The following is a 25,121-nucleotide window of genomic DNA, read 5'->3' on the forward strand; positions in this document are numbered from 1 at the left end:
CCGATCTGAAGAAGACAGTTGCTCCTACAGGAAAAGCCGCGCCTACCAGAACGACAGGCGCGGTTCGTCGCCTACTGCTGGATGTCCGACTGCACCTGCGCGGACGCGTCGACCGTCAGCAGGCGGTTGATCGCCTGCACGTCCTCGACGTCGAGGGTGCCGGCGGCCTGCTCCAGCAGCAGCCTGTTCTGCAGGTAGTTGTAGCGCGCAAGCGCGTAGGCCTGCTGGGCCTGGAACAGGTTCTGCTGGTTGTTGAGCACGTCGAGGACGGTGCGGGTGCCGACTTCCAGCCCGACCTGCGAAGCGTCGTAGGCGGCCTGCGCCGAGACCAGCGCCAGCCGGCGCGCCTCGACCTCGCTGATGCCGGCGACCAGGGTCTGGTAGGCGTTGCGGGTGTTGCGCTCGAGCGCGCGGCGCTGCTGCTCCAACTCGTCCAGCGCGACGTCGCGTTGCGCGATGGCCTGACGCACGCGCGACCGGGTGGCGCCGCCGGAGAAGATCGGCACGCGCAGGGTGACGCCGATCTCCGGGCCGCGGCTCTCGCTCTTGATCGGGCTGGTGATCGAGGCGGGCAGGTCGCCGCTGCTGAAGGTACGGTCGCCGGTGGTCTTGCTGTCGCTGTAGCCGCCGTTGAGGTACAGCGTCGGAAGGTGGCCGGCACGCGCGGTGGCGACGTCGGCCTCGGCCGACTCGACCTGCAGCTGCTTGGCCTGCAGCGCCGGGTTGGTTTCAAGCGCGGTCTGCACCCAGCCGTCGGCACCCTCGGCGACCGGCAGTTGCGGCTGGAAGTCGGCCGGCAGGCCCTGCAGGTTGCGCACCGGCTGGCCGGTGATCTCGGCCAGGGCCTGGTAGGCGTCGGCGACCGCGTTGCGGGCGAGGATGGTGTTGGCGCGGGCGCTGTCGAACTGGGCGCGGGCCTCGTGCACGTCGGTGATCGGCGCCAGGCCGACTTCGAGCCGCTTGGATGCGAAGTCGAACTGCTTCTGCAGCGCGGCCTCGGCGGCCTCGGCGGCGGCCAGGGTCTCCAGCTGTACCAGCACGTTGAAGTAGGCGGCCGACGTGCGGGTGATCAGGTTGTCGCCGGCGGCCTCCAGCTGGAAGTCGCTGGCCCGGCTCAGCGCCTTCTGGCCGCGGAGCGTGGTGAAGCGCGACATGTCGAACAGCATCTGGGTGCCGTTGATGCCGACACTGCGGGTGGTGGTTTCGCTTTCGATGTCGCCGGTGAACTGCACCGGCTCGCCCGTGGTCGGATCGAACTGGGTCTGGGTCGCGGGCCCCTCGCTGCGTGAGCGGCGGACGCTCGCGGTGCCGTCGATCTGCGGCAGCATCTGCGCCCGCGCCTGCACTGCCCCCTCCCTGGTCGCGAGCCGGCCGGATTCGGCCGCGGCGAACTGCGGGTCGCCGGCGCGCGCCAGCTCGTAGGTCTGCAACAGGTCTTCCGCCGCGGCAGTGGCCGGCAGCAGGGCGAAGGCGAGGGCGAGTACGAGCGGGCGGCGGATCATGCGGGGTCCTTGGGTCAGAACTCGAAGACGGGCTGCGGCGCCGCGCCGGCGAGGTAGGGGAGGTCGGTCTCGAACAGCGACTGGATGCGCGGCTGGCCGGCATCGTTGTGCAGCAGCACCGCTTCCATCGCCGGCGACCGGCCGCGCACCACGAACATGCGCCCGCCCGGTTGCAGCCAGTCGATGAAACGCTGCGGGATGGTGTCGACCGCGCCGGTCACGCAGATCGCGTCGAACCGGCGGCCGGCATCCCACGCCAACGCATCGGCGTGGACGACGTTGACGTTGGCCAGGCCCTGCGCGGTCAGCTGCGCGCGCGCACCGTCGGCGAGGTCGGCGTGGCGCTCGACGCTCACCACCTCGCGGGCCAGCCGGCCCATGCACGCGGCCAGGAAGCCGCTGCCGGTGCCGATCTCCAGCACCGTGTCCTGCGCGCCGAGCGCCAGCGCCTGCAGGGCGCGGCCCTCGACCACCGGCTTCATCATGAACTCGCCGTGCGCCAGCGGCAGCGGGATGTCGGTATACGCCAGCGCGCGGTGCGGCGCGGGCACGAACGCGTCGCGCGGCAGGGTCGAGAGCACGTCCAGCACGCGCGGGTCGAGCACGTCCCATGGCCGAACCTGCTGTTCGACCATCAGTTCCCGTGCCTTGGCGTAATCGATCGTGCTCATGTGTCTCTCTGGGGTTCGCGGTGGGGACCGCCAATTGTAATGGCCGCGCGGCCGCGGGGGCGGCCATGCGGCGCCCGGGCGGCCGTGCGCGACGGCGACAGGATCACGGCGGGCGGCGGCCCGACCGAGTGCCGGAAGTAACCGCGACCGCGGTCACGGGTCATGCCGCACCCGCTTCCCGACCGTAGGCGCGCAGGAACACGTCGACCGCGGCGACCAGGTGCGCCTCGACCTCGGCGGGGCCGCAATCGCAGCAGCCGAACACCAGCATCGCGTGCGGCTCGCCCTTGACCAGCGCGAAGAACTGGGTGGCGGCACGGTGCAGCGCCTGCGGCTCCGGGTCGATCGCCAGCGCGCCGGTGGCGGCGCGGCGCCGCAGCAGCGCGGTGAACTCGTCGTGGACCCGCTGCGGCCCGGCGTCCCAGAACATCCGCGACAGCGGCGTGCCGGCCAGTTGCGGGGTGCACAGCATCCGGTGGCCGGCGACCGACTCGGGGCTGCTGACCATCGCGTAGAACGCCCGGGCGATGTCGAGCAGGCGCTCGCGCAGCGGCGTGGCCGGGGACGGCTCGAACAGCGACGACGGCAGCAGGTTCTCGCAGTGGGACTTCACCGCCGCGGCAAACAGCGATTCCTTGTCGCCGAAATGGCTGTAGACGGTCAGCTTGGACACCGCGGCCTCGGCGGCGATCTGGTCCATGCTCACGCCGTCGTAGCCGTGCATCACGAACATCCGCTTGGCGGCGTCGAGGATCGCGGCGCGCTTGCCGAGGTCCTTCGGACGGCCGGGGCCGGCCGGGCGCAGGGCGGGTGCCGCGTCGGGTGCGGAGTTGGACGGGGTTCGGGCGTTGCGTGCGGCCATGACGGAATACTAGACCAGCGGGTTCGATATTACTTACAGTACCCGCAGGTTCATTAATTTGCCCTGAGAGGCACCCGGCATGCGCAGTCGATCCCGAGCCACCGTTGCACGGCATGGCCTGACCGCCGGGCTGCTCGCCCTGGCCACCCTGGGCGCCGGATGCGGCACCGACGACGCGGCGGTCGAACGCGCGCGGCCGGTGCTGGTCACCCAGCCCGGGACCGCCGACGGCGCGGCACCCTCGTTCGCCGGCGACGTGCGTGCACGCGAGGAAAGCCCGCTGTCGTTCCGGGTCGGCGGCAAGATCGTCGAGCGGATGGTCGACGTCGGCGACCACGTCAGTCGCGGTGACGTACTGGCCACGCTCGATGCCGGCGACCTGCAGGCACGTGCACGCGCCGCCCGCGCACAACTGGCCGCGGCCGAGGCCGAACTCGCCCGCGCCCGCGCCGACCAGGCCCGCTTCGCCGCACTGGCGCAGGACCGCCTGGTCAGCCGCTCGGCGGTGGACGCGCAGAACGCCGCGGCGACCGCCGCGCAGGGCCAGGTCGACGCCGCCCGCGCCGAGCTCGAAGTCGCCGGCAACCAGGCCGGCTACAGCCAGCTGCGGGCGAATGCCGATGGCGTCATCGCCGCGCGCCATGTCGAGGCGGGGCAGGTGGTCGGCGCCGGCCAGCCGGTGTTCACCCTTGCCGCCGACGGCGCGCGCGAGGTCGTGTTCGCGGTGCCCGAGGGCACGGTCGACGCGATCCGTCCCGGGCAGGCGGTGCAGGTCGAACTGTGGTCGCACCCGGACAAGCGCTGGCCCGGCCGCGTGCGTGAAGTCGCGCCGATGGCCGACCCCGCCTCGCGCACCTTCGCCGCCCGCGCGGTGGTGGATGCGCCGGCCGGCACGCTTGAACTCGGCCAGAGCGCCCGGGTGCACATCGACACCGGCGACGGCGGCGGCCTGAGCGTGCCGCTGTCGGCGCTGCAGCGCACCGGCGACGATGCGGTCGCGGTGTTCGTGGTCGAGCCGGCCGGTTCGACCCTGAAGCTGCAGCCGGTGCGGATCGGCCCCTACGGCAACGAGCGGGTGCCGGTCACCGCCGGGCTGGCGGCCGATGCGTGGGTCGTCGCCGCCGGCGGCCACCTGCTGCGCGAAGGCCAGAAGGTGGTCGCGGTCGACCGTGACAACCGCCCGGTGCTCGACCCGCCGGCCGCCGTCGCGGTGCCGGCCTCCACCGACTGACCCGGGCCCGCCACGATGCGCTTCAATCTCTCCGAATGGGCGCTGCGCCACCGCAGCCTGGTCGTCTACGCGATGGTGGTGCTGGCGATCGCCGGTGCGATGTCGTACCTGAAACTCGGCCGCAGCGAGGACCCCGAATTCACCTTCAAGGTGATGGTGATCCATACCGTCTGGCCGGGCGCCACCGCCGAGCAGGTCGGCCGCCAGGTGACCGACCGGATCGAGCGCAAGCTGATGGAGACCGGCCAGTACGAGTTCATCCGCTCGTACTCGCGGCCGGGCGAGTCGCAGGTGATCTTCGCCGCGCGCGACTCGATGCGCTCCGGCGAGATCCCCGACCTGTTCTACCAGGTGCGCAAGAAGGTCGGCGACCTGCGCCCCGAGCTGCCGCGCGACATCGTCGGCCCGTTCTTCAACGACGAGTTCGGCGACACCTTCGGCAACATCTATGCGCTCACCGGCGAGGGCTTCGACTACGCGGTGATGAAGGACTACGCCGAGCGCGTCCAGCTGGCCCTGCAGGAGGTGCCGGACGTCGGCAAGATCGAGCTGTTCGGCGTGCAGGACGAGAAGATCTGGATCGAGCTGTCGAACACCAAGCTGGCGACGCTGGGCGTGTCGGCGCAGGCCGTGCAGCAGGCGCTGGAGCAGCAGAACGCGATGGTGCCGGCGGGCTTCTTCGAGACCCCGGGCAACCGCGTGCCGGTGCGTATCAGCGGCCAGTTCCGCACGGTCGACGAGATCCGCGACTTCCCGGTCCGGGTCGGCGACCGCACGTTCCGGCTCGGCGACGTGGCGGAGGTCCAGCGTGGCTTCGCCGACCCGCCGGAGCCGGGCATGCGCTTCATGGGAGACAACGCGATCGGCATCGGCGTGTCGATGAAGCCCGGCGGCGACATCCTCGAACTGGGCGAGACGCTGGAAGCGCGGTTCGCCGAACTGCAGCAGACCCTGCCGGCCGGCATGGAGCTGCACAAGGTGTCCGACCAGCCGGCCGCGGTGCAGGACTCGGTCGGCGAGTTCGTCAAGGTGCTGACCGAGGCGGTGGTCATCGTGCTGCTGGTGAGTTTCCTGTCGCTGGGCGTGCGCACCGGCCTGGTGGTGGCGCTGTCGATCCCGCTGGTGCTGGCGATGACGTTCTTCGTCATGGACCTGTTCGGGGTCGGCCTGCACAAGATCTCGCTGGGCGCGCTGGTGCTGGCGCTGGGCCTGCTGGTCGACGACGCGATCATCGCGGTCGAGATGATGGCCATCAAGATGGAGCAGGGCTTCGACCGCCTGCGCGCGGCGGCGTTCGCGTGGGAGAGCACGGCGTTCCCGATGCTGACCGGCACGCTGATCACCGCGGCCGGGTTCCTGCCGATCGCGACCGCGGCGTCGAGCACGGGCGAGTACACCCGCTCGCTGTTCGAGGTGGTGACGATCGCGCTGCTGGTGTCGTGGATCGCGGCAGTGGTGTTCATCCCGTACCTCGGTGACAAGCTGCTGCCGGACCACGGACACGCGGCGGCGCCGAAGCCCGGCTCGCTGGCCGCGCGCTGGCAGGCCCGCCGCGAGCGTTGGGCCGACCGCTTCCCGGCGTTCGCCGACGTGATCGCGCCGGCGCCACGCGACGGCCACAACCACGACCCCTACGGCACCCGCTTCTACCGGCGCTTCCGCGGCTGGCTGCTGTGGTGCGTGCGCCGGCGCTGGCTGGTGATCGGCCTGACCATCGCCGGTTTCGTCGCCTCGGTGCTGCTGTTCCGCTTCGTGCCGCAGCAGTTCTTCCCCGACTCGGTGCGGCCGGAACTCATGGTCGACATGGAGCTGGCCGAGGGCAGCTCGCGCAAGGCGACCGCGGCCCAGGTCGAGCGGCTGGAGGCACTGCTGGCCGAACGCGACGACCTGGTCAACTACACCGCCTACGTCGGCACCGGTTCGCCGCGCTTCTACCTGCCGCTGGACCAGCAGCTGCCGGCGGCCAACTTCGCCCAGTTCGTGCTGATGCCCGAGAGCCTTGAAGCGCGCGAGGCGGTGCGCAGCTGGATGATCGAGGACGTGGTGCCGCAGTTCCCCGAGCTGCAGCTGCGCGTGACCCGGCTGGAGAACGGCCCGCCGGTCGGCTACCCGGTGCAGTTCCGGGTGTCGGGCGAACACATCGAGAAGGTCCGCGAGATTGCCTATGCGGTGCGCGGGAAGATCCGCGAGAACCCGCACGTGGCCAACGTCAACCTCGACTGGGACGAGCCCGGCAAGGTCGTGCGGCTGCAGGTCGACCAGGCCCGCGCGCGCGCGCTGGGGATCAGCTCGGCGCAGCTGGCGCAGGTGCTCGGCGGCTCGCTGTCGGGCAGCCCGGTCAGCACCTTCCGCGAGGGCGACGAACTGATCGAGATGATGCTGCGCGGCGCCGACGCCGAGCGCGTGCAGCTGGACGAACTCGGCAGCCTGATGGTGCCGACCGCGAGCGGAACGAGCGTGCCGCTGTCGCAGGTGGCGACGATCGAGTACGGCTTCGAGGAAGGCATCATCTGGCACCGCGACCGCAAGCCGACGATGACCGTGCGCGCCGACATCTACGACGGCACCCAGCCGGCGACGGTGATGGGGCAGATCTCGCCGACCCTCGATGGCATCCGCGCCGGCCTGCCGTTCGGCTATTCGGTCGACGTCGGCGGCAGTGTGGAGGACTCCGCGCGCGGCCAGAACTCGATCATCGCCGGCGTGCCGCTGTTCCTGTTCGTGGTGTTCACCCTGCTGATGCTGCAGCTGCGCAGCTTCTCGCGCAGCATCATGGTGCTGCTGACCGCGCCGCTGGGGCTGATCGGGGTGACCCTGTTCCTGCTGGTGTTCCGCGTGCCGTTCGGCTTCGTCGCGATGCTGGGGACGATCGCGCTGGCCGGCATGATCATGCGCAACTCGGTGATCCTGGTCGACCAGATCGAGCAGGACCGCGTCGACGGCCGCGAGCAGTGGCAGGCGATCGTGGAGGCCACGGTGCGCCGGTTCCGGCCGATCGTGCTGACCGCGCTGGCGGCGATCCTGGCGATGATCCCGCTGTCGCGCAGCGCGTTCTTCGGGCCGATGGCTGTGGCGATCATGGGTGGCCTGCTGGTCGCCACGGTGCTGACGTTGTTCTTCCTGCCGGCGCTGTATGCGGCGTGGTTCCGGGTGAAGGTGCCGGCGCAGGATTGAGCCGGCACCGCATGTTCAGCCGGTGGCACCCCAGGGCGGCGGCGGTGGCGCGACCGGCCGGGTGAGGTCGAACTCGACCCGGAACAGGCGCCCGCCCGGCCGCGAGAGTTCGTAGACGAAGGTGTCGCCCGGCTGCAGCTCCATCGCCCAGGTGTTGCTGTTGGACGCGGTCATGTCGGCCGCGGTGAACATCGCGACCGACCCGGCGTCGACCGGGAACTCCTGCCGCGTGGCGCTGCCAACGTCGACCGTATCGCCACCGTACATCGTGATCGCGTCGGCGCTGCCGTCCTCGTGGCGGTGGTCGTGCTTGAGCCGCAGGCCGGTATCCGTGCGGGTCAGCACCCACGTGCGCGAACGGTCCTCGCCGACATGGAACGGCACCCGGATTGCGTCGTCGCCGCACTCGCGCACGTGCATCACCAGCGCCTTGCCGGCGAACGCGTCGTCGCCCGTCGGCGGCGGCGTGTCGGCGACGATGCGGCCGGCGAAGGCCTGCCCGCACAGGGCGCCGAGGTTGGCCATGAACGTGTCGGCGGGTGTTTCGCGGGAGGCGCTGGCGACGGGTACGGCGGCGTCCGGGGCCGGCGTGGCGGGGGCGCTGGACGGTGCGGGCGTGCAGGCGGTGGCGGTCGCGAGGACCGCCGCGGCGAGCACGGGCAGGCGGGAGATCGGCAGGTTGATGGTCGGGTTCATGCCGGCACGGTAGCCCGCCCGCATCGGCGCTGCCAGATCGTCGCGTCAGTCGACCAGCTCGGCCCGCGGACCGGCCACCGGAGACACCCAGGCCTCGCTGCGCAGGCCGGAGCGCGCGAAACCCTCCTGCATCGCCCGCGCCGCCGTGTCAGCGTGCCCGCGGTCGGCGAACCAGCCGAACACGGTCGGGCCGGCACCGGAAATGCTCGCGCCGAGCGCGCCATGGGCCAGTGCGGCCTCGCGGACGGCGGCGAAGCCGGGAATCAGCGGCGCCCGGCGCGGCTCGACCAGTACGTCGCGCAGGCCTTCGGCGACCAGTTCGAGGTCACCGCGTGCGAGTCCGGTCAGGAACAGGGCGAGGTGCCCGCTCTGGCGGACGAAGTCGGCCAGCGGGTAGGGCGCGGTGAGTGCCTCGCGGGCGCGCCGGGTCTCCAGCACGTAGTCCGGATGCACCGCGGCGCAGTACAGCCGGGGCGCCGCCAGCGCGATCACCCGCACCGGCGTTGACAGCACCACGCCGCCCAGCAGCATCGGCGCGACGTTGTCGCCGGCCGGGCTGCCGCTGGCGGCCGCCTCGCCGACCAGGGCCAGCGGATACAACTGGTCGCGCGTGATCGGCGCGTCCAGCAGGGCATTGGCGGCCACCAGCGCGGCCACGCAGGACGCCGCCGAGCCGCCCAGGCCCGAGCCCAGCGGGATGCCCTTGTGCAGCGCCAGCTCGAACCCGTGGGCAAGGCCGTGGCGCTCGCGCAGCTCGATCAGGGCGCGCCCGGCGGTGTTGAGTCCCGCTTCCAGCGGCAGTCGGTCGAAACCCGCGGCGTCGCCGGTGATCGCGGTGATGCGCACGACCGGCTCGTCGATGCGACGCACCGTGGCGCGGTCCGCCGGGCCCGTGATGGTGTGGCCCAGCAGGTCGAAGCCCACCCCGATGTTGCCGATGCCGGCCGGCGCCGAAGCCGTCGCCGTGCCCGCGCGTCGCGTGTTGTCGATCACCCGTGGCCTCCGTGGCCGCCGCCGACACCTGCCGGCCGCGCATTATCGCAACTGGCCGCGCGCCGCCGTGCGTGGTCAAATGCGCGCTGAAGCGGGGGTACCGGCGCCATCGACCGGTTGAGACAGTCCCTTCGAACCTGATGCGGGTGATGCCGCCGTAGGGAAGCTTCGCCGGGATCGCCGCGCGCGCCCGGTGCCGCCGCCCGTGCCTTCGCTTCAGCGAACCCTCGCACCACCCGTCCGCGGGTGTCACCGGCAGCGGAGCAGCCCCCATGAACGCAGTCCCGTCCCCCTTGCAGCAGCAGGCCGAGCAGCTCTCGGCCGAGGTCGTTCGCCCGATCCCGGGCTCGCGCAAGATCCACGTCGAGGGTTCGCGCCCGGACATCCGCGTGCCGATGCGCGAGATCGAACTGGCGCGCACCGCCAGCCTGTTCGGTGGCGAGGACAACGCGCCGCTGGCGGTGTACGACTGCTCCGGCGCCTACACCGATCCGGATGCCCGCATCGACCTCGCCCGCGGCCTCAATCCGCTGCGCGCGCAGTGGATCGCCGAACGCGGCGATACCGAAGCGCTGCCGGGGCTGTCGTCGGAGTTCGGTCGCCGCCGCGAGCACGACCCGAAGCTCGAGGCCGTGCGCTTCGGCAACCGCCCGCAGCCGCGCCGCGCGCTCAATGGCGCCAACGTCACCCAGATGCACTACGCCCGGCGCGGCATCGTCACCCCGGAAATGGAGTTCATCGCGATCCGCGAGAACCAGCGCATCGAGACGATCCGCGAGGCCCACCTGCTGCGCCAGCACCCGGGCGAGTCGTTCGGCGCGAACATCCCGCGGCTGATCACCCCGGAGTTCGTCCGCGACGAGGTCGCCCGCGGCCGCGCCATCATCCCCAACAACATCAACCACCCGGAAAGCGAGCCGATGATCATCGGCCGCAACTTCCTGACCAAGGTCAACGCCAACATCGGCAACTCGGCGGTGTCGTCGGGCATCGCCGAAGAAGTCGAGAAACTGGTCTGGTCGATCCGCTGGGGCGCCGACACGGTCATGGACCTGTCGACCGGCAAGCACATCCACGAGACCCGCGAGTGGATCATCCGCAACTCGCCGGTCCCGATCGGCACGGTGCCGATCTACCAGGCGCTGGAAAAGGTCGACGGCCGCGCCGAGGAACTGACCTGGGAGATCTTCCGCGACACCCTGATCGAGCAGGCCGAGCAGGGCGTGGACTACTTCACCATCCACGCCGGCGTTTTGCTGCGCTACGTGCCGCTCACGGCCAGGCGCGTCACCGGCATCGTCAGCCGCGGCGGCTCGATCATGGCCAAGTGGTGCCTGGCGCACCACAAGGAGAGTTTCCTCTACGAACATTTCGAGGACATCTGCGAAATCATGAAGGCCTACGACGTGGCCTTCAGCCTCGGCGACGGCCTGCGCCCGGGCTCGATCGCCGATGCCAACGACGCGGCGCAGTTCGGCGAGCTGGAGACCCTCGGCGAGCTGACCAAGATCGCCTGGAAGCACGACGTGCAGACCATGATCGAAGGCCCCGGCCACGTGCCGATGCAGCTGATCAAGGAGAACATGGACAAGCAGCTGGTCGAGTGCGGCGAGGCGCCGTTCTACACCCTCGGCCCGCTGACCACCGACATCGCGCCCGGTTACGACCACATCACGTCCGCGATCGGTGCGGCGATGATCGGCTGGTACGGCTGCGCGATGCTCTGCTACGTGACGCCGAAGGAGCACCTCGGCCTGCCCAACAAGCACGACGTGCGCGAAGGCTTGATGGCCTACAAGATCGCCGCGCATGCGGCCGACCTCGCCAAGGGCCATCCGGGCGCGCAGGTGCGCGACAACGCGTTGAGCAAGGCGCGGTTCGAGTTCCGCTGGCAGGACCAGTTCAACCTCGGCCTCGACCCCGAGCGGGCGATGGAATACCACGACGAGACGATGCCGAAGGACGCCCACAAGTCGGCGCACTTCTGCTCGATGTGCGGGCCGCAGTTCTGCTCGATGAAGATCAGCCAGGACGTGCGCGACTACGCCGCCGACAACGGCCTCGACGAGGACGCCGCACTGGCCGAGGGCATGGCGGCGAAGGCGGCGGAGTTCCGCGAGGCCGGCGCGGAGGTCTACCGCAAGGCCTGAGCCGGCCGGCAGGGCCAATGGCACATGGGCCATTCATCGGCCGGTCGGGATAATGGCCGGCTGTATGTCGACCCAGCCGCCCCTGCCATCCGATCGCCTGCGCATCGGCGACTGCGTCGTCGACGTGCCGCTGCGCGAGGTGCATGCACCGGACGCGCGGCGGCCGCGGCGGATCACGCCCAAGTCGATGGGCGTGCTGCTGGCGCTGGTCGACGCGCGCGGACGGGTGGTCAGTCGTGACGCGCTACTGGCCGCGGTCTGGCCGAGCACGCTGCCAACCAACGATGTCGTGACCCAGGCGGTGACGCAGCTGCGCAAGGCGTTCGAGCCGGCGCGCGCGGCCGGGGGGCAGCCGTACATCGAGACGATCGCCAAGAGCGGCTACCGGCTGCTGGCGGCGGTGGAGTGGCTGCCGGCGGCGGCAGTGGAGGAGGAGCGGTCGAACCCGTCCGCGCCGGTGGGGGATGCGGAACTGGCGACAGGGTCGGCCGCGCCGCCGGCGTCCGTGCCTTCCAAGCCAGTGCCCACGCCGCGACGGCCCGTCATGTCGCCCGCCGGACCCGGCATCGGCGGCGGACGCTCGGACTGGGAGGCGATCGTCATCGGCGTCGCCACCACCCTGCTGCTGGCGATCGTGCTGATGTGGTGGGACCAGCCGGCGCCGGCGGCGCGCCCGGCCGTCGAACGACCGGTATCCGCCGCCGCCCCGCTGGCCATCGAGGCCCGCTGGATCACCTCTTCGCCGGGTTTCGAGCTTTCCCCGAGCCTGAACCCCGACGGTTCGATGGTGGCGTACATCGCGGTGCCGGACGGGCAGCGCAACGTCGCGATCATGGTCCAGACCACCACGCCGACCGCGCCGCGGCAGCTGACCCGGCCAACCGGCGGCGCGGACGATATCGCCCCGGCCTGGTCGCCGGACGGGCGCACCATCGCGTTCCTGCGGGTGGTGCCGGAGCGCGGCTGCCAGGTCGTGCTGGTGCCGGCCAGCGGCGGCAGCGAGCGCGTCGTCGCCGACTGCGACGAGCGCCACGTGCCCTCCTTCGACTGGACCCCCGACGGCCGCGGGCTGGTGTTCGGTGGCCATGGCGTCGCGCATGACCAGCCGGGCCTGTTCGTACTCGACCTCGATACCGGCGAGGAGCGCGCGCTGGAGTACGACGCCAGCCCGTACCACCACGACTTCTCGCCGCGGTATTCGCCCGACGGTCGCTGGATCGTGTTCGTCCGCAACACCCCGGTCGGCGACTTCTGGCGGATCCCGGCGACCGGCGGGCCGGCCGAGCGGCTGACCCGCCTCAACGCGCAGATCCTTGGCTGGGACTGGTCGCCGAGCGGACGCGCGCTGCTGTACAGCGGCCACGACGAGAGCGGCTCGCAGCTGTACCGCCTGGACCTCGACACCGGCCTGCGGACCGGACTGGGCATCGTCGATGCCGAGGAGCCCGACGTCGCCGCGCACGCGCCGGCCATCGCCTTCGTCCACCGTGCGACGCGGTTCGGGCTGTACCGTTTCGACCTCGACGCGCCGGGCGCGCCCGGCGAGCGGCTGTTCGCCTCCTCCGGCCGCGACCGCTTGGCCGCGCTGGCGCCGGATGGCCGGCAGCTGGCCTTCGCCTCCGACCGCTCCGGCCGCTACCGCCTGTGGTGGAGCGACCTCGAACGCCCGGGCACCGGTCCCGTACTGATGGAGGGGGTGGAGCCCGGTGCCCGCCACCTGCCGTCATGGTCGGCCGATGGGCGGCGCCTGCTGCTGGTCGGCCGCGGCACCACCGCCGGGGACGCGCGCCCGGGCGTGTTCGAAATCAGCCCCGCCAGCGGCCGTGTCAGCCGCCTGCCGCTGCCGGTCGACGACCCCGTGCAGGCCCTGTACGCGCCGGGCGCCGGTTCCGGAGAACGCGTGCTGCTGGTGGCGGCCGACCGGCAGGGCCGGATGGCGTTGCACTCGTTCACCCGCGTCGACGGCCGCTGGATCGCCGGCCCGGCGCTGCCGTTGGTCTCGCACGTGCAGGCGGACCCGCCGCGCGACCGCATCCTGTTCACCCGACCCGGCGAACCGGGGCTCTGGCAGGTCGGCCTGGACCTCGACCCCGCCAGCGTGGTCCGGCTCGACGAGGCCTTCCCCAGCGTCGGCCAGTACCGCTCCTGGACCGTCGCCCCGGACGGCGGGGTGCTCGGGATCGAGCGGCGGGTGCAGTGCGCGGCCCAGCTCGAATACCGGGGGCCGGCGGAGGCTGACGACTGGTCGCGCTGCCTCGACCTGGGCCGGCGCGCGGCGACCTACGGCTTCAGCCTGGACGCGCGCAACAACCGGATCTACGTCACGCTGGTCGAGCACGACGTCGGCGACATCGGTTTCGCCAGCTATGAGGTGCCACCGGAGACGCTCTGGCCGGGCGTGACCAAGTGATTGATTCCGTTTGGAAAACCGGCATCAGGATTTCTTCGGATCGGCTTTCGGACCAATTTCGCACAACTCTCCCCCGACTTTCCTGATGCCAGCCGCCGGATCCGGCAAACCCCTTGGCCAACTCTTGGCAATGGGGGGGGTACATGGACAAGGTCCTGTGGGCCGATCGCGGCCAGTTGCAACAACTCGACAGCACCGACCACGAGCTGCGCACGCGCTGCATCGGCGTGTCCCGGCTGGGTAGCGCGCAGGTCTCGGCGCAGCAGTTCAGTGTCTGGGTCCAACTGCGCGGCAGTGCATGGATCCAGTCGCGGGAAGGGCGCTTCCACCTGCGCCGCGGCGACTGGATCGCGTTCGACCGCGACTCGCGCCCGGAAGTCCAGGCCGACCGCCATGGCCTGTGCCTGGGCATCGCGCTGGGTGCGGAGGCGCAGAAGGCCATCGGCCGGATCGCCGAGCTGACCGTGTTCGCCGGCCGCGGCCGGGTCGGCCATCGCGACGCCCGCACCTTCGCCCGGCTCTGGCGTGCCGCCGGCCCGCGGCTGTCGGCCGCCGCCAGCGGCGACGGCGCGGCCGAGGTCGCCGCCCTGCGTCCGCTGCTGATGCACCTGGCCGCCATCCAGAAGGAGCTGACCGCGCGGATCGCCCGCTGCCCGGGCCGCTCGCGCCAGCGCAAGCGCCAGGTCTTCAGCCGCCTGCAGCGGGCGCGGATGTACCTGGAGGGCAACAGCGACCGGGTCGTGCGCATCGGCGAACTGGCCGAGCTGACCAGCTTTTCCAGCTGGTACTTCTCCAAGACCTTCCACGGGCTCTACGACGAAAGCCCGCAGGCCGCGTCGGCGCGCCTGCGGCTGGAGCGCGCCGCCGAGCTGCTGGCCAGCAGCCCGATGATGATCGGCGAGGTCGCCGCCGCCTGCGGGTTCGACAACTGCTGCAGCTTCGCCCGCGCCTTCCGCGCCCGCCACGGCATGTCGGCGAGCACCTACCGGCACAACGCCCGGATCACCGCGGCGATGGCCTCGCGGACAGATTCGGCAAACCCAGCGGCCCCCGATCGCAAAGCGGCGTAGCCCACCGGGCCTTAGTTTGGGCGGGGCGTTTAACACGCCCATAACGATTATCTGGAGAGAGATAAATGACTCATCGCAATCTGCGTCCCGCGATGCGGCTCGGCCTGTTGCCGGCTGCCGTCGCTGTCGCACTTGTGCCGGCCGTTGCCGGCGCACAGGAAGCCGCTCCGGCGGACGCGACCACGCTCGACCGCATCGAGGTGACCGGTTCGCGCATCCGCCAGGTTGATCTGGAAACCGCACAGCCGGTCCTCATGATCAGCCGCGAGGACATCGAGGGACAGGGCTTCAACACCGTCGCCGACATCCTTCAGAACATCTCCGCCGCCGGCAGCCCGGCGATCAGCCGCTCCGACGCGCTGTCGTCCGGCGAGGCCGTGGGTGGCGCGTACATCGACCTGCGCAACCTCGGTGCCGAGCGCACCCTGGTGCTGGTCAACGGCAAGCGCCTGGGCATCACCACCAGCGGCCTGCAGGACATCTCGACCATCCCGTCCTCGATCGTCGAGCGCATTGAAGTCCTGAAGGACGGCGCCTCCTCGATCTACGGCTCCGACGCGATGGCCGGCGTGATCAACATCATCACCCGCCGCAACTTCGACGGCGCCGAGGTCAATGCGTACTTCGGCCAGTACGGCGAAGGCGACGGCACCAAGCAGAACTACGACTTCGTGACCGGTTTCGCCGGCGACCGCGGCTCGGTCACCATCAGCGGCGAGTACCACAACGAAGACGCCGTCTGGGCCAAGGACCGCTACTTCAGCGCCGACAGCTACCCGGGCTTCCCGCAGTACAGCAACAGCGTTGTCGGCAAGTGGGGCAACTTCAACATCAACAGTGGCCTGGTGGGTGCCGACGGCAAGCCGCTGAAGGCCGAGTGGTACGCTGCCGACCGTGACGGCGACGCGCTGGGGCTGGACGACTTCCACCCGCAGACCGGTGCCGACACCAGCAACGCGGCCGATCAGATGCACCTGATCACCCCGCTCGAGCGCCGCTCGCTGTTCGCAAGCGCCGACTGGAACATCACCGACGACATCCGCTTCGTCGCCGACATGGCGTACAGCGACCGCTCGTCGAACCGCCAGATCGCCGGCTACCCGGTGCAGTCGACCGCCATCGGCGCCCCGATGTCGGCCGACAGCTACTTCAACCCGCTGGCCGACCAGGACCGCGCCATCGACTGGCGTCGTCGCGGCTGGGAAGTGCCGCGCACCACCCAGAGCGACCTGACCACCTGGCGCTTCACCGGCCAGCTGGAAGGCTTCTTCCAGATCGGTGACCGTTACTTCGACTGGGATGCGGGCACGCTCTACAACCAGAACAAGCTGACCGTCATCAGCAACGGCAACCTGTACAAGCCGAACGTGCGCAAGGCCGTCGGTCCGTCGTTCATGAACGACCAGGGCCAGATCGTCTGTGGCACCCCGGATGCTCCGATCGCCGACTGCGTCGCATGGAACCCGTTTGCGGGCTTCGGCACCGGTGACGTTGCCCATTCGCTGGCCGATCCCGACGTGCAGAAGTACCTGTACAAGACCGAGCACGCGCTGGGCGAGACCGAGACCACCGCGTACTTCGCCAACCTGGCCGGTTCGCTGTTCACCCTGCCGGCGGGCGACCTCGGCTTCGCGGTGGGCTACGAGCACCGCAAGGAAGAGGGCGGTTACAGCCCGGACGCGATCGCGCAGACGGGTGACTCGACCAACCTCGCCGCCGGCCCGACCCGCGGCCAGTACGCGCTGGACGAGTTCTATGCCGAGCTGAGCATTCCGCTGCTGGCCGACGTGGCGTTCGCCGAGGAGCTGACCCTCAGCGTGGCGAGCCGCTACTCGGACTACGACACCTTCGGTGACACCACCAACAGCAAGTTCGGCTTCGCATGGCGTCCGTACGGCGACCTGCTCGTCCGCGGCACCTGGGCGGAAGGCTTCCGCGCCCCGGCGATCGCCGACCTGTACGGCGGCGGTTCGGAGAGCTTCGTGACCGGCTTCATGGATCCCTGCGACAGCGTCTACGGCGACGCCGCCGGCAGCGCGCGCTGCCTGCAGGACGTCGGCGCCAACTACCGCCAGCTGCAACAGGGCTTCGTCCCGACCGAGAGCAAGGCCGCGCAGACCCCGGTGCCGTTCACCAGCGGCTCCAACCCGAACCTCCAGCCGGAGACCTCGGTGTCGAAGAACCTGGGCTTCGTGTACAGCCCGAGCTTCGTCGAAGGCCTGAGCGTGGGCGTGGACTGGTGGAACATCCGGATCGAGAACACCATGATCTCGGACAGCGCCAACCAGATCATGCAGGACTGCTACGTCGCCCTGATCGAGTCGCGTTGCGCCAACTTCGAGCGTGACCCGGTCACCGGCATCGTCAGCGAGCTCACCTACGGCCTGCGCAACGCCGGTTACGTCGAGACCGAGGGCTTCGACGTCGACGTCGGCTACCGCTTCAACACCGGCTACGGCAACTTCACCACCAACTGGCAGACGACCTACGTCAGCAAGAACGTGCTGAAGACCACCAACGAGGAAGGCACCCCGGAGCAGGTCAACAACGGCTTCGGCAGCAACTTCCGCGTCCGTTCCAACCTGAACGTCGGTTGGAAGCTCGATGACTTCTCGGTCAACTGGGGCACCCGCTACTACTCCGGCGTGAAGGAGCAGTGCTACTTCGACGAGGTGTGCAACATCCCGGACTACGCCGCTCCGGACACCCACGGCGAGAACGTGCCGATGAACCGCGTCGGTTCGGTGACCTTCCACGACGTCCAGGCCAGCTGGAGCGCCCCGTGGAACGCCACCATCGCCGTCGGCGCGAACGACGTGTTCGACCGTCAGGGCCCGGTGATGTACAGCGGCCCGAACTCGAGCTACTCGTACTACGGTGGCTACGACATCGGTCGCTTCGTGTACATGAAGTACCAGCAGCGCTTCTGATCGATCCGTCGATCGGAGTGAGCAACATGGAGGCGGCCCCGGCAACGGGGCCGCTTCTTTTTTGCGGCTGCGGCTGGCGGTTGCGCGACGTACGCGCCGCCCACGAAAAAGGCCGCCCGGAGGCGGCCTTCGATGTGTCGCGCGGTTATCCGCCGATCAGAAGTTCGGCTTCTCCGCCGACGCTTCGTACCGCTTCATCGCGTCGACCAGGATCGACTTGGCTTCGGCGGCGTCGCCCCAGCCGTCGATCTTGACCCACTTGCCCTTCTCCAGGTCCTTGTAGTGCTCGAAGAAGTGGCCGATGCGCTCGCACCAGTGCGGGCTGACCTTGGCGATGTCGTCGATGTGGGCGTAACCGGCGAACACCTTGTCGACCGGCACCGCCAGCAGCTTCTCGTCGCTGCCGGCCTCGTCGCTCATCTTCAGCACGCCGACCGGGCGGCAGCGGATCACCGAACCGGGGATCAGCGGCAGCGGCAGGATCACCATCACGTCGGCCGGGTCTCCGTCGCCGCACAGGGTGTGGGGGACGTAGCCGTAGTTGCACGGGTAGCGCATCGGGGTCGACAGGATGCGGTCGACGAAGATCGCGCCGGAGGCCTTGTCGACCTCGTACTTGACCGGCTCGGCGTCCTTGGGGATTTCGATGATGACGTTGATTTCGTCCGGCGGGTTCTTGCCGGTCGGGACGAGGTCCAGGCCCATGCGGTGCTCCAGTGTGCGGGGAAGGGGCCGCGACGGGCGGCCGGAAAGCCCGCCATTTTACCGCGCCGGCTGTTGCACCGCAGCAGCCATCGACGGCGGGAAAGGATACGGCGGCGATCCCCGGTCGCCGCCGCTCCGTGTTGCCTGCCCGGGAGCCCCTCAGGAGCCCGACGGCGGCCTGCGGTCGAGGTACTGGCTGGCCCAGCGGTCGGCGATCCGGCCCGCCGCCTCGCGCCCGCCCAGCCCGAACGCCAGTGCCACCGAGACCGCCACCGCGCCCAGCACCAGCCCGAAGGCGAGGTTGACGATGTCGTCGGCCACGCCCATCGCGCGCAGGCCCATCGCCACCACCAGCCCGAGGATCGCCAGCCGGGCGATCCGCGCCAGGCCGCGGCCGTCAGGGTTGGCCCGCTCGATCGCCTTGCCGGCGAGGTCGGCCAGCCAGTAGCCGACCACGAAGATCACCAGCCCCAGCAGGATGTCGGCGCCGAACGCGATGAACTGCTCCAGCAGCGCGTGCACCCCGCCGAAGCCGAGCAGTGCGGCCGCCTCGACCGTCGCGAACAGCATGATGAAGAACAGCGCGACCTTGCCGGCCAGCTCGGACAGGCTGGCCGTCTTCGCCGGTACCGGCGGGGTGGTATCGACACCCGCGGGCGCCACGATGCGCGATTCGCCCGAGGCAACGGTGTCGGACGCCGGGGTGACCGTGTCCGTCCCGGCCGGCGAACCGGCAAATGCGTGCCCCAGCCCGATCCGCTGCGGCACGAGGTCGAAGCCGAGGTTGGCCAGCAGCCGCGTCACCAGACCGGCGACGAAGCGGCCGATGAACCACGCCAGGATCAGGATCGCCGCCGCTGCCAGCACGTTCGGCACCGCCAGCAGGAACTCGTCGAGCATGCGCGTCAGCGGCCGCGAGATCGCCTCGATCCGCAGCGCGTCCAGCGCCGCGATCAGGGTCGGCACGATCACCAGCACGAACGCGAGCGTGCCGCCCAGTTGCGACAGGCGGATGCCGCGGGTGTTCTCGTTGCTCTCGCTGAAGCGGTCGACGCCGGTCGCGGCCAGCAGGTTGCTGACGATCCCGCGCACCACCTTGGCGATGACCCAGCCGACCACGCCGATGATCGCGGCGGCCAGCAGGTTGGGCAGCATCGCCAGCAGCTTGGTCATCATCGCCGACAGCGGCGCCATCAGCCCCTGGATCTGCAGCACGCCGACGATCGCCGGCAGGAACAGCAGCAGCACCAGCCAGAACGCGACGTTGCCGAGCGTGTGCGACATGGGCTGGGTGTCGGCCTTCTCCGACAGCTTCTCGTCGAGCTGGGTCGCGGCCAGTGCCTTGTTGACCACCACCCGCGCCAGCGTCGCCACCACCCAGGCCACCAGCGCAAGCACCGCAGCGGGGATGATGGTGCCGACGAAGCCCGCCAGCGGGCCGGTCACGCCGTCGACGTTCATGACGCTGAGCGCGCCGACCACCGCCATCAGCAGGACCGCCCAGAACACGATGCGCCCGGCGATGCGCTCGATGTCGACCTGCGACCGGGTGTGCGTGGCCAGGCGCTGGTTGGCGTTGAGCGCGTCCAGCCCCTTGCGGGTGAGTGCGCCGGCGACCAGCGCGACGATCCAGCCGACCAGCAGGATCGCGACGCCGCCGAGGATGTACGGCAGGTGCGGTCCGAATGAGTGTTGCAACGAGTCTTGCCACGTCGGTTGCATGAGGTCCCTCCCGGTTGGCCGCGGCCCCCTCGGAACCGCGGGCGTGTGAACAGCCGCACTGCGCGGCCCCGTTGACCTTCCCAAACCGGGAGTGAACATCGCGTGGGCGGACGGTGTCCTGCTCGGCCCGCACACAAAAAAGGCGGCCCGGAGGCCGCCCTGGAAGAAGCAACCGCACCCGGTGCTACAGCAGCGGCACCAGCAGCAGCGCGACGATGTTGATGATCTTGATCAGCGGGTTGATCGCCGGCCCGGCGGTGTCCTTGTACGGATCGCCGACGGTGTCGCCGGTGACCGCGGCCTTGTGCGCCTCGGACCCCTTGCCGCCGTGGTTGCCGTCCTCGATGTACTTCTTGGCGTTGTCCCAGGCACCGCCGCCGGTGGTCATCGAGATCGCCACGAAAAGGCCGGTCACGATGGTGCCGATCAGCAGGCCGCCGAGCGCCTTCGGCCCCAGCAGCAGGCCGACCACGATCGGCACCGCCACCGGCAGCAGCGAGGGCACGATCATTTCGCGGATCGCCGAGCGGGTCAGCATGTCGACCGCCCGGTCGTACTGCGGCTTGCCGGTGCCCTGCATGATCCCGGCGATGTCGCGGAACTGGCGGCGCACCTCCTCGACCACCGCCCCGGCCGCGCGGCCGACCGCCTCCATCGCCATCGCGCCGAACAGGTAGGGGATCAGGCCGCCGATCAGCAGGCCGATGATCACCTCGTGGTCGGACAGGTCGAACGCGAACAGCTCGCCCGGGTTGCTGGCCTGCAGGTTGTGGGTGTAGTCGGCGAACAGCACGAGTGCGGCCAGCGCGGCCGAGCCGATCGCGTAACCCTTGGTCACCGCCTTGGTGGTGTTGCCGACCGCGTCCAGCGGGTCGGTGATGTTGCGCACCTCCGGCGGCAGCTCGGCCATCTCGGCGATGCCGCCGGCGTTGTCGGTGATGGGGCCGTAGGCGTCGAGCGCGACGATCATGCCGGCCATCGACAGCATCGCGGTGGCGGCGATCGCGATGCCGTACAGGCCGCCCAGCTCGAAGCAGCCCCAGATCGCGACGCAGACCGCGATCACCGGCCACGCGGTCGACTTCATCGACACGCCGAGGCCCGCGATGATGTTGGTGCCGTGGCCGGTGGTCGACGCCGCCGCGATGTGCCGCACCGGCTTGTACTGCGTGCCGGTGTAGTACTCGGTGATCCAGACGATCGCCCCGGTCAGCGCCAGGCCCACCAGCGAGCACAGGTACAGGTTCAGCGGGCCGGCACCGAAGTCGCCCATCAGCATCGTCGTGACCGGGTAGAACGCGACCGCCGCCAGCACCGCCGACACGATCACGCCCTTGTACAGCGCGCCCATGATCGAGCCGCCGTCCTTCACCTTCACGAACATCGCGCCGATGATCGAGGCGATGATCGACACGCCGCCCAGCACCAGCGGATAGAGCGCGCCGTTGGTACCGACCACGTCGGCCATCAGGTAGCCCAGCAGCATCGTCGCGATGACGGTGACGGCGTAGGTTTCGAACAGGTCGGCGGCCATGCCGGCGCAGTCACCGACGTTGTCACCGACGTTGTCGGCGATCACCGCCGGGTTGCGCGGGTCGTCCTCGGGGATGCCGGCCTCGACCTTGCCGACCAGGTCCGCGCCGACGTCCGCGCCCTTGGTGAAGATGCCGCCGCCCAGCCGGGCGAAGATCGAGATCAGCGAGGAGCCGAACGCCAGCCCGACCAGCGCATGCAGCGCCGGCTCGCCGACGATGCCGAACCGGGGCAGCAGCCACCAGTACCCGGCCACGCCGAGCAGCCCCAGCCCGACCACCAGCATCCCGGTGATGGCGCCGCCGCGGAACGCCACGTCCATCGCCGGCCCCATGCCGCGGCGCGCGGCCTCGGCGGTGCGCACGTTGGCGCGGACCGAAACGTTCATGCCGATATAGCCGGCCGCGCCGGACAGCACCGCGCCGATCAGGAAGCCGCCGGCGGTCGACCAGCCGAGGAAGAAGCCGATCAGCAGGAACAGCACCGCCCCGGCGATCGCGATCGTCAGGTACTGCCGGTTGAGGTAGGCGCGCGCGCCTTCCTGGATCGCGCCGGCGATCTGTTGCATGCGTTCGTTGCCGGCGGGTTGGGCGCTGATCCAGCGCGCGGAGATGATCCCGTAGAGGATCGCGATGACGGCGCAGACCAGCGCCAAGGCCAAACCGTACTGCTCCAGCATGAACCCCTCCCCAGATGAAGTGGACTACGTGGAATTTCGGATCCGCATCGAGTTGTGGTCGCGCGGCAGCTGAACCGCCGGCAACGGGCCGACTATCGCACACGGCCCGGCCATGTGGCTGCGACCCGGGTCCGCCCCGCCGGTGTAGACGCGTCATTCAGCGGCTGCGTGCCAGCGTCGGCCCGTCCTCAGACTCCGGGAACCGCCATGCGCCCGACCGCAACCCTCGCCACCCTGCTGCTCGCCACGCTCCCGCTCGCGTCGATCGCGGCCGAGCCCGAGATCGACCGCGGCGAGGCGACCGCGCAGGCGGTCGGCGCCGCCCACACGCTGCGCACCATCCCCGAAGCCTGCGCCCGGCTCGAAGGCATGTTCACCGGCCAGGCGGCCGACCCGTACCGGTTCGCCGTGGTGCGGACCAGCCCCAATTGCCAGCCGCGCACACGCTTCGTCGACGCGGACAAGGCGGCCCCGTCCGTCGCCGCCGGCTGGATCCTCAACGACCGCATCAGCGTGCCGAACGCGGCCTGCCCCTCGCAGAAGGCGGTGGTGGAGGTCTGGCGCAAGCCCGGCGACGCCGTGCCACCGGAGCTGGACGCACAGGGGCGGGCGCGGATCTACCTGCAGGACGCGAAGGAGGCGGCTGCCGGCGGCCGCCGCGCGGAGGTGGCCGTGTTCGCCGCGGCGATGACCGTCGACGGCGCGCCTTGCGGCGGTTGACCCGCGCCGAAAAAGCCGCGGGTACTACAGCCGGCCGTGGTGGAGCGGAACCCTAGAGGACGAAGTCGGGCAGCCTGCGGCGCACCGGCACGTTCTTCAGCGCCACGTACTGCGGCAGACCGTCGCGCCCGTACGGCGGCGGCGCCTCGCCGCGGATCAACGGTTCCAGGTAGCGGCGCGCCTTGTCGGTGATGCCGTAGCCGTCGCGGCGGATGAAGCCGGCCGGCATCGTCTTCTCCTTGTTGGCGATCTTCGACAGCGGCGCCGGCTGGACCGTCCAGCGGTATGGCGCCTCGCCGGTGCGCACGATCACCGGCATCACCGCGTTCATCCCGGCCAGCGCGTAGTCGACCGCCGCGGCGCCGACCGCGATCGCCTGCTGCAGGTCGGTCTTCGACGCGACGTGGCGGGCGGAGCGCTGCAGGTAGTCCGGCAGCGCCCAGTGCACCTTGTAGCCGAGCGCGTCCTTGACCCGACCGGCGAGGTGCGAGGCGACGCCGCCAAGCTGGGTATGGCCGAACGAATCCTTGCCGCCACCGGCATCGGCGACGAAGCCGCCGTCGGCGGTGCGGATGCCCTCGCTGGCGACCACCACGCAGTAGCCGACGCGCTCGACGGTCGCGCGCACCTTGGCGAAGAAGTCCGCCTCGTCGAACGGCCGCTCGGGGAACAGGAGCAGGTGCGGGGCCTCGTCGGCGCCGTTGCCGGCCAGTCCGGCCGCCGCCGCCAGCCAGCCGGCGTGGCGACCCATCGCCTCGTAGACGAAAACCTTGGTCGAGGTGTCCGCCATCGCCGCCACGTCCAGCGCCGCCTCGCGCACCGACACCGCGGTGTACTTGGCGGCCGAACCGAACCCCGGGCAGCAGTCGGTCACCGCGAGGTCGTTGTCGACCGTCTTGGGCACGCCGACGCAGGCCAGCGGGTAGTCGAACTCCCTGGCCAGGCGCGAAACCTTCAGCGCGGTGTCGGCCGAGTCGTTGCCGCCGTTGTAGAGGAACCAGCGCACGTCGTGGGCGCGGAAGACCTCGAGCAGGCGCTCGTACTTCGCGCGGTCGTCCTTCAGCGACTTGAGCTTGACCCGGCACGAACCGAACGCGCCGCCGGGCGTGTGGGCCAGCGCCCGGATCGCCGCGATCGGCTCCTTCGAGGTGTCGATGAGCTCCTCGCGCAGCGCGCCGAGGATGCCGTTGCGTGCCGCCAGCACCCGCACCCGGCGCGCGCGGGCGGACTGGATCACCGCCGAGGCGGTCGCGTTGATGACGGCGGTGACGCCGCCGGACTGGGCGTAGAGCAGGGTTCCTGAAGGCATGGGGGATCCGCGTGGGAGGGCGCCGGGCCGGGCCCGCGCCGTGGAAACTTGTTCGGGACGGTGCCCGGTTTGCGTTAAGCTGCCGACGTTTGCCCCGGCAGTGGAACAGGTGTCTGCGAGTGTAGCGCCGGCCCGGCGAGGCACGGTCAACACATTCCACACCGGCTTCCTCAAGGAGACATCGATGCGACTGGTACTTCTCGGCGCGCCCGGCTCGGGCAAGGGCACGCAGGCGGCGCGGCTCAAGGAGCACCTGCAGGTGCCGCACATCTCCACCGGCGACCTGCTGCGCGCGGAAGTCGCGGCCGGCAGCAGGCTCGGGCTGGAGGCGAAGGAAGTCATGGCCCGCGGCGAGCTGGTCAGCGATGCGATCCTGCTGGGCATGCTGGAGGACCGGTTCTCGCGCGAGGACACCCGCGGCGGTTTCATCCTCGACGGCTACCCGCGCAACCTAGCCCAGGCCGGCGCCCTCGACACCCTGATGGAGCGCATCGGCCAGCCGATGGACGCCGCCGTGCAGCTTGAGGTGCCGACCGAGATGCTGGTCGAGCGCATCGCCGGCCGCGCCGCCGCCGAGGGCCGTGCCGACGACAGCCCGGAGTCGGTCCGCACCCGGCTGAAGGTCTACGACGACCAGACCGCCCCGGTGGTCGACTTCTACCGCCAGCGCGGCAAGCTCAGCGTGGTCGACGGCGTCGGCTCGCTCGACGAGGTGTTCGCCCGCATCGTCGGGGCGCTGCGGCCGGTGCCCGCGGTCGGCTGAC

17 protein-coding genes and 1 riboswitch are annotated in these 25,121 nt (G+C 70.6%); of the genes, 8 read left to right on the top strand and 9 right to left on the bottom strand.

The genetic code is table 11. The annotated features are described in order from the left end of the window. Positions 1 to 71: 71 nt before the first annotated feature. The 3 genes from N799_RS11215 to N799_RS11225 all read right to left on the bottom strand — a co-directional run bounded on the left by N799_RS11215 (position 72) and on the right by N799_RS11225 (position 3,035). On the bottom strand, positions 72 to 1,502 hold the full coding sequence (locus tag N799_RS11215) for a TolC family outer membrane protein (RefSeq protein ID WP_036212396.1): 1,431 nt from the start codon (positions 1,500 to 1,502) through the stop codon (positions 72 to 74). 14 nt (positions 1,503 to 1,516) lie between these two features. Continuing rightward, positions 1,517 to 2,173: a protein-L-isoaspartate O-methyltransferase family protein gene (locus N799_RS11220; protein WP_036212398.1), complete on the bottom strand. Its 657-nt coding sequence runs from the start codon at positions 2,171 to 2,173 to the stop codon at positions 1,517 to 1,519. A 160-nt stretch (positions 2,174 to 2,333) separates the two neighbouring features. Continuing rightward, positions 2,334 to 3,035: a TetR/AcrR family transcriptional regulator gene (locus tag N799_RS11225; RefSeq protein ID WP_052101497.1), complete on the bottom strand. Its 702-nt coding sequence runs from the start codon at positions 3,033 to 3,035 to the stop codon at positions 2,334 to 2,336. Between the two features lie 79 nt (positions 3,036 to 3,114). Between N799_RS11225 and N799_RS11230 the strand changes: the two genes are divergently transcribed. Together N799_RS11230 and N799_RS11235 are read left to right on the top strand one after the other, a co-directional pair. Continuing rightward, entirely contained in the window at positions 3,115 to 4,266 is a 1,152-nt protein-coding gene (locus N799_RS11230; RefSeq protein ID WP_036212400.1) for an efflux RND transporter periplasmic adaptor subunit, read from the top strand. A gap of 15 nt (positions 4,267 to 4,281) precedes the next feature. After that, on the top strand, positions 4,282 to 7,440 hold the full coding sequence (locus N799_RS11235; protein ID WP_036212402.1) for an efflux RND transporter permease subunit: 3,159 nt from the start codon (positions 4,282 to 4,284) through the stop codon (positions 7,438 to 7,440). Positions 7,441 to 7,455: 15 nt separating this feature from the next. Here N799_RS11235 and N799_RS11240 read toward each other — a convergent pair whose 3' ends face one another. After that, the gene (locus N799_RS11240) at positions 7,456 to 8,136 is read right to left on the bottom strand and encodes a hypothetical protein (RefSeq protein ID WP_081974992.1); all 681 of its coding nucleotides are present in this window, start codon (positions 8,134 to 8,136) and stop codon (positions 7,456 to 7,458) included. Between the two features lie 45 nt (positions 8,137 to 8,181). Then, positions 8,182 to 9,129, bottom strand: coding sequence for a homoserine kinase (locus N799_RS11245; RefSeq protein WP_036212403.1), 948 nt, complete (start codon positions 9,127 to 9,129; stop codon positions 8,182 to 8,184). Positions 9,130 to 9,212: 83 nt separating this feature from the next. Next, a riboswitch (TPP riboswitch) is annotated at positions 9,213 to 9,311 on the top strand. A 90-nt stretch (positions 9,312 to 9,401) separates the two neighbouring features. Between N799_RS11245 and thiC the strand changes: the two genes are divergently transcribed. The 4 genes from thiC (at position 9,402) to N799_RS11265 (ending at position 17,689) form a co-directional block, all read left to right on the top strand. Continuing rightward, complete coding sequence (gene thiC / locus N799_RS11250; RefSeq protein ID WP_036212405.1) at positions 9,402 to 11,279, top strand: phosphomethylpyrimidine synthase ThiC; 1,878 nt, start codon at positions 9,402 to 9,404, stop codon at positions 11,277 to 11,279. Positions 11,280 to 11,343: 64 nt separating this feature from the next. Then, complete coding sequence (locus N799_RS11255; protein WP_036212408.1) at positions 11,344 to 13,689, top strand: winged helix-turn-helix domain-containing protein; 2,346 nt, start codon at positions 11,344 to 11,346, stop codon at positions 13,687 to 13,689. 143 nt (positions 13,690 to 13,832) lie between these two features. Then, entirely contained in the window at positions 13,833 to 14,759 is a 927-nt protein-coding gene (locus N799_RS11260; protein WP_036212410.1) for a helix-turn-helix domain-containing protein, read from the top strand. A 65-nt stretch (positions 14,760 to 14,824) separates the two neighbouring features. Further along, positions 14,825 to 17,689, top strand: a complete 2,865-nt coding sequence (locus N799_RS11265; RefSeq protein ID WP_052101498.1) for a TonB-dependent receptor — start codon at positions 14,825 to 14,827, stop codon at positions 17,687 to 17,689. 156 nt (positions 17,690 to 17,845) lie between these two features. Here N799_RS11265 and ppa read toward each other — a convergent pair whose 3' ends face one another. The 3 genes from ppa to N799_RS11280 form a co-directional block, all read right to left on the bottom strand. Continuing rightward, a complete protein-coding gene (ppa, locus tag N799_RS11270; RefSeq protein ID WP_036212414.1) occupies positions 17,846 to 18,394 on the bottom strand; it encodes an inorganic diphosphatase in 549 nt (182 codons plus the stop codon). 159 nt (positions 18,395 to 18,553) lie between these two features. Next, entirely contained in the window at positions 18,554 to 20,092 is a 1,539-nt protein-coding gene (locus N799_RS11275; protein ID WP_052101499.1) for a mechanosensitive ion channel, read from the bottom strand. A gap of 208 nt (positions 20,093 to 20,300) precedes the next feature. Then, positions 20,301 to 22,328, bottom strand: coding sequence for a sodium-translocating pyrophosphatase (locus N799_RS11280; protein WP_036212419.1), 2,028 nt, complete (start codon positions 22,326 to 22,328; stop codon positions 20,301 to 20,303). A gap of 207 nt (positions 22,329 to 22,535) precedes the next feature. On the opposite strand from N799_RS11280, the gene N799_RS11285 reads away from it, so the two are divergent. Continuing rightward, positions 22,536 to 23,048 (top strand): hypothetical protein, encoded by a 513-nt coding sequence (locus N799_RS11285; protein ID WP_036212427.1) that lies wholly within the window; start codon positions 22,536 to 22,538, stop codon positions 23,046 to 23,048. 52 nt (positions 23,049 to 23,100) lie between these two features. Here the strand turns inward: N799_RS11285 and N799_RS11290 are convergent, their stop codons facing one another. Continuing rightward, positions 23,101 to 24,357, bottom strand: a complete 1,257-nt coding sequence (locus tag N799_RS11290) for a 6-phosphofructokinase (protein WP_036212430.1) — start codon at positions 24,355 to 24,357, stop codon at positions 23,101 to 23,103. A gap of 184 nt (positions 24,358 to 24,541) precedes the next feature. Here N799_RS11290 and N799_RS11295 point away from each other — a divergent pair, with 184 nt between their 5' ends. After that, a complete protein-coding gene (locus N799_RS11295) occupies positions 24,542 to 25,120 on the top strand; it encodes an adenylate kinase (protein WP_036212433.1) in 579 nt (192 codons plus the stop codon). Position 25,121: the final 1 nt, after the last annotated feature.

The organism is Lysobacter arseniciresistens ZS79 (assembly GCF_000768335.1).
Taxonomy (GTDB): Bacteria; Pseudomonadota; Gammaproteobacteria; order Xanthomonadales; family Xanthomonadaceae; genus Novilysobacter; species Novilysobacter arseniciresistens.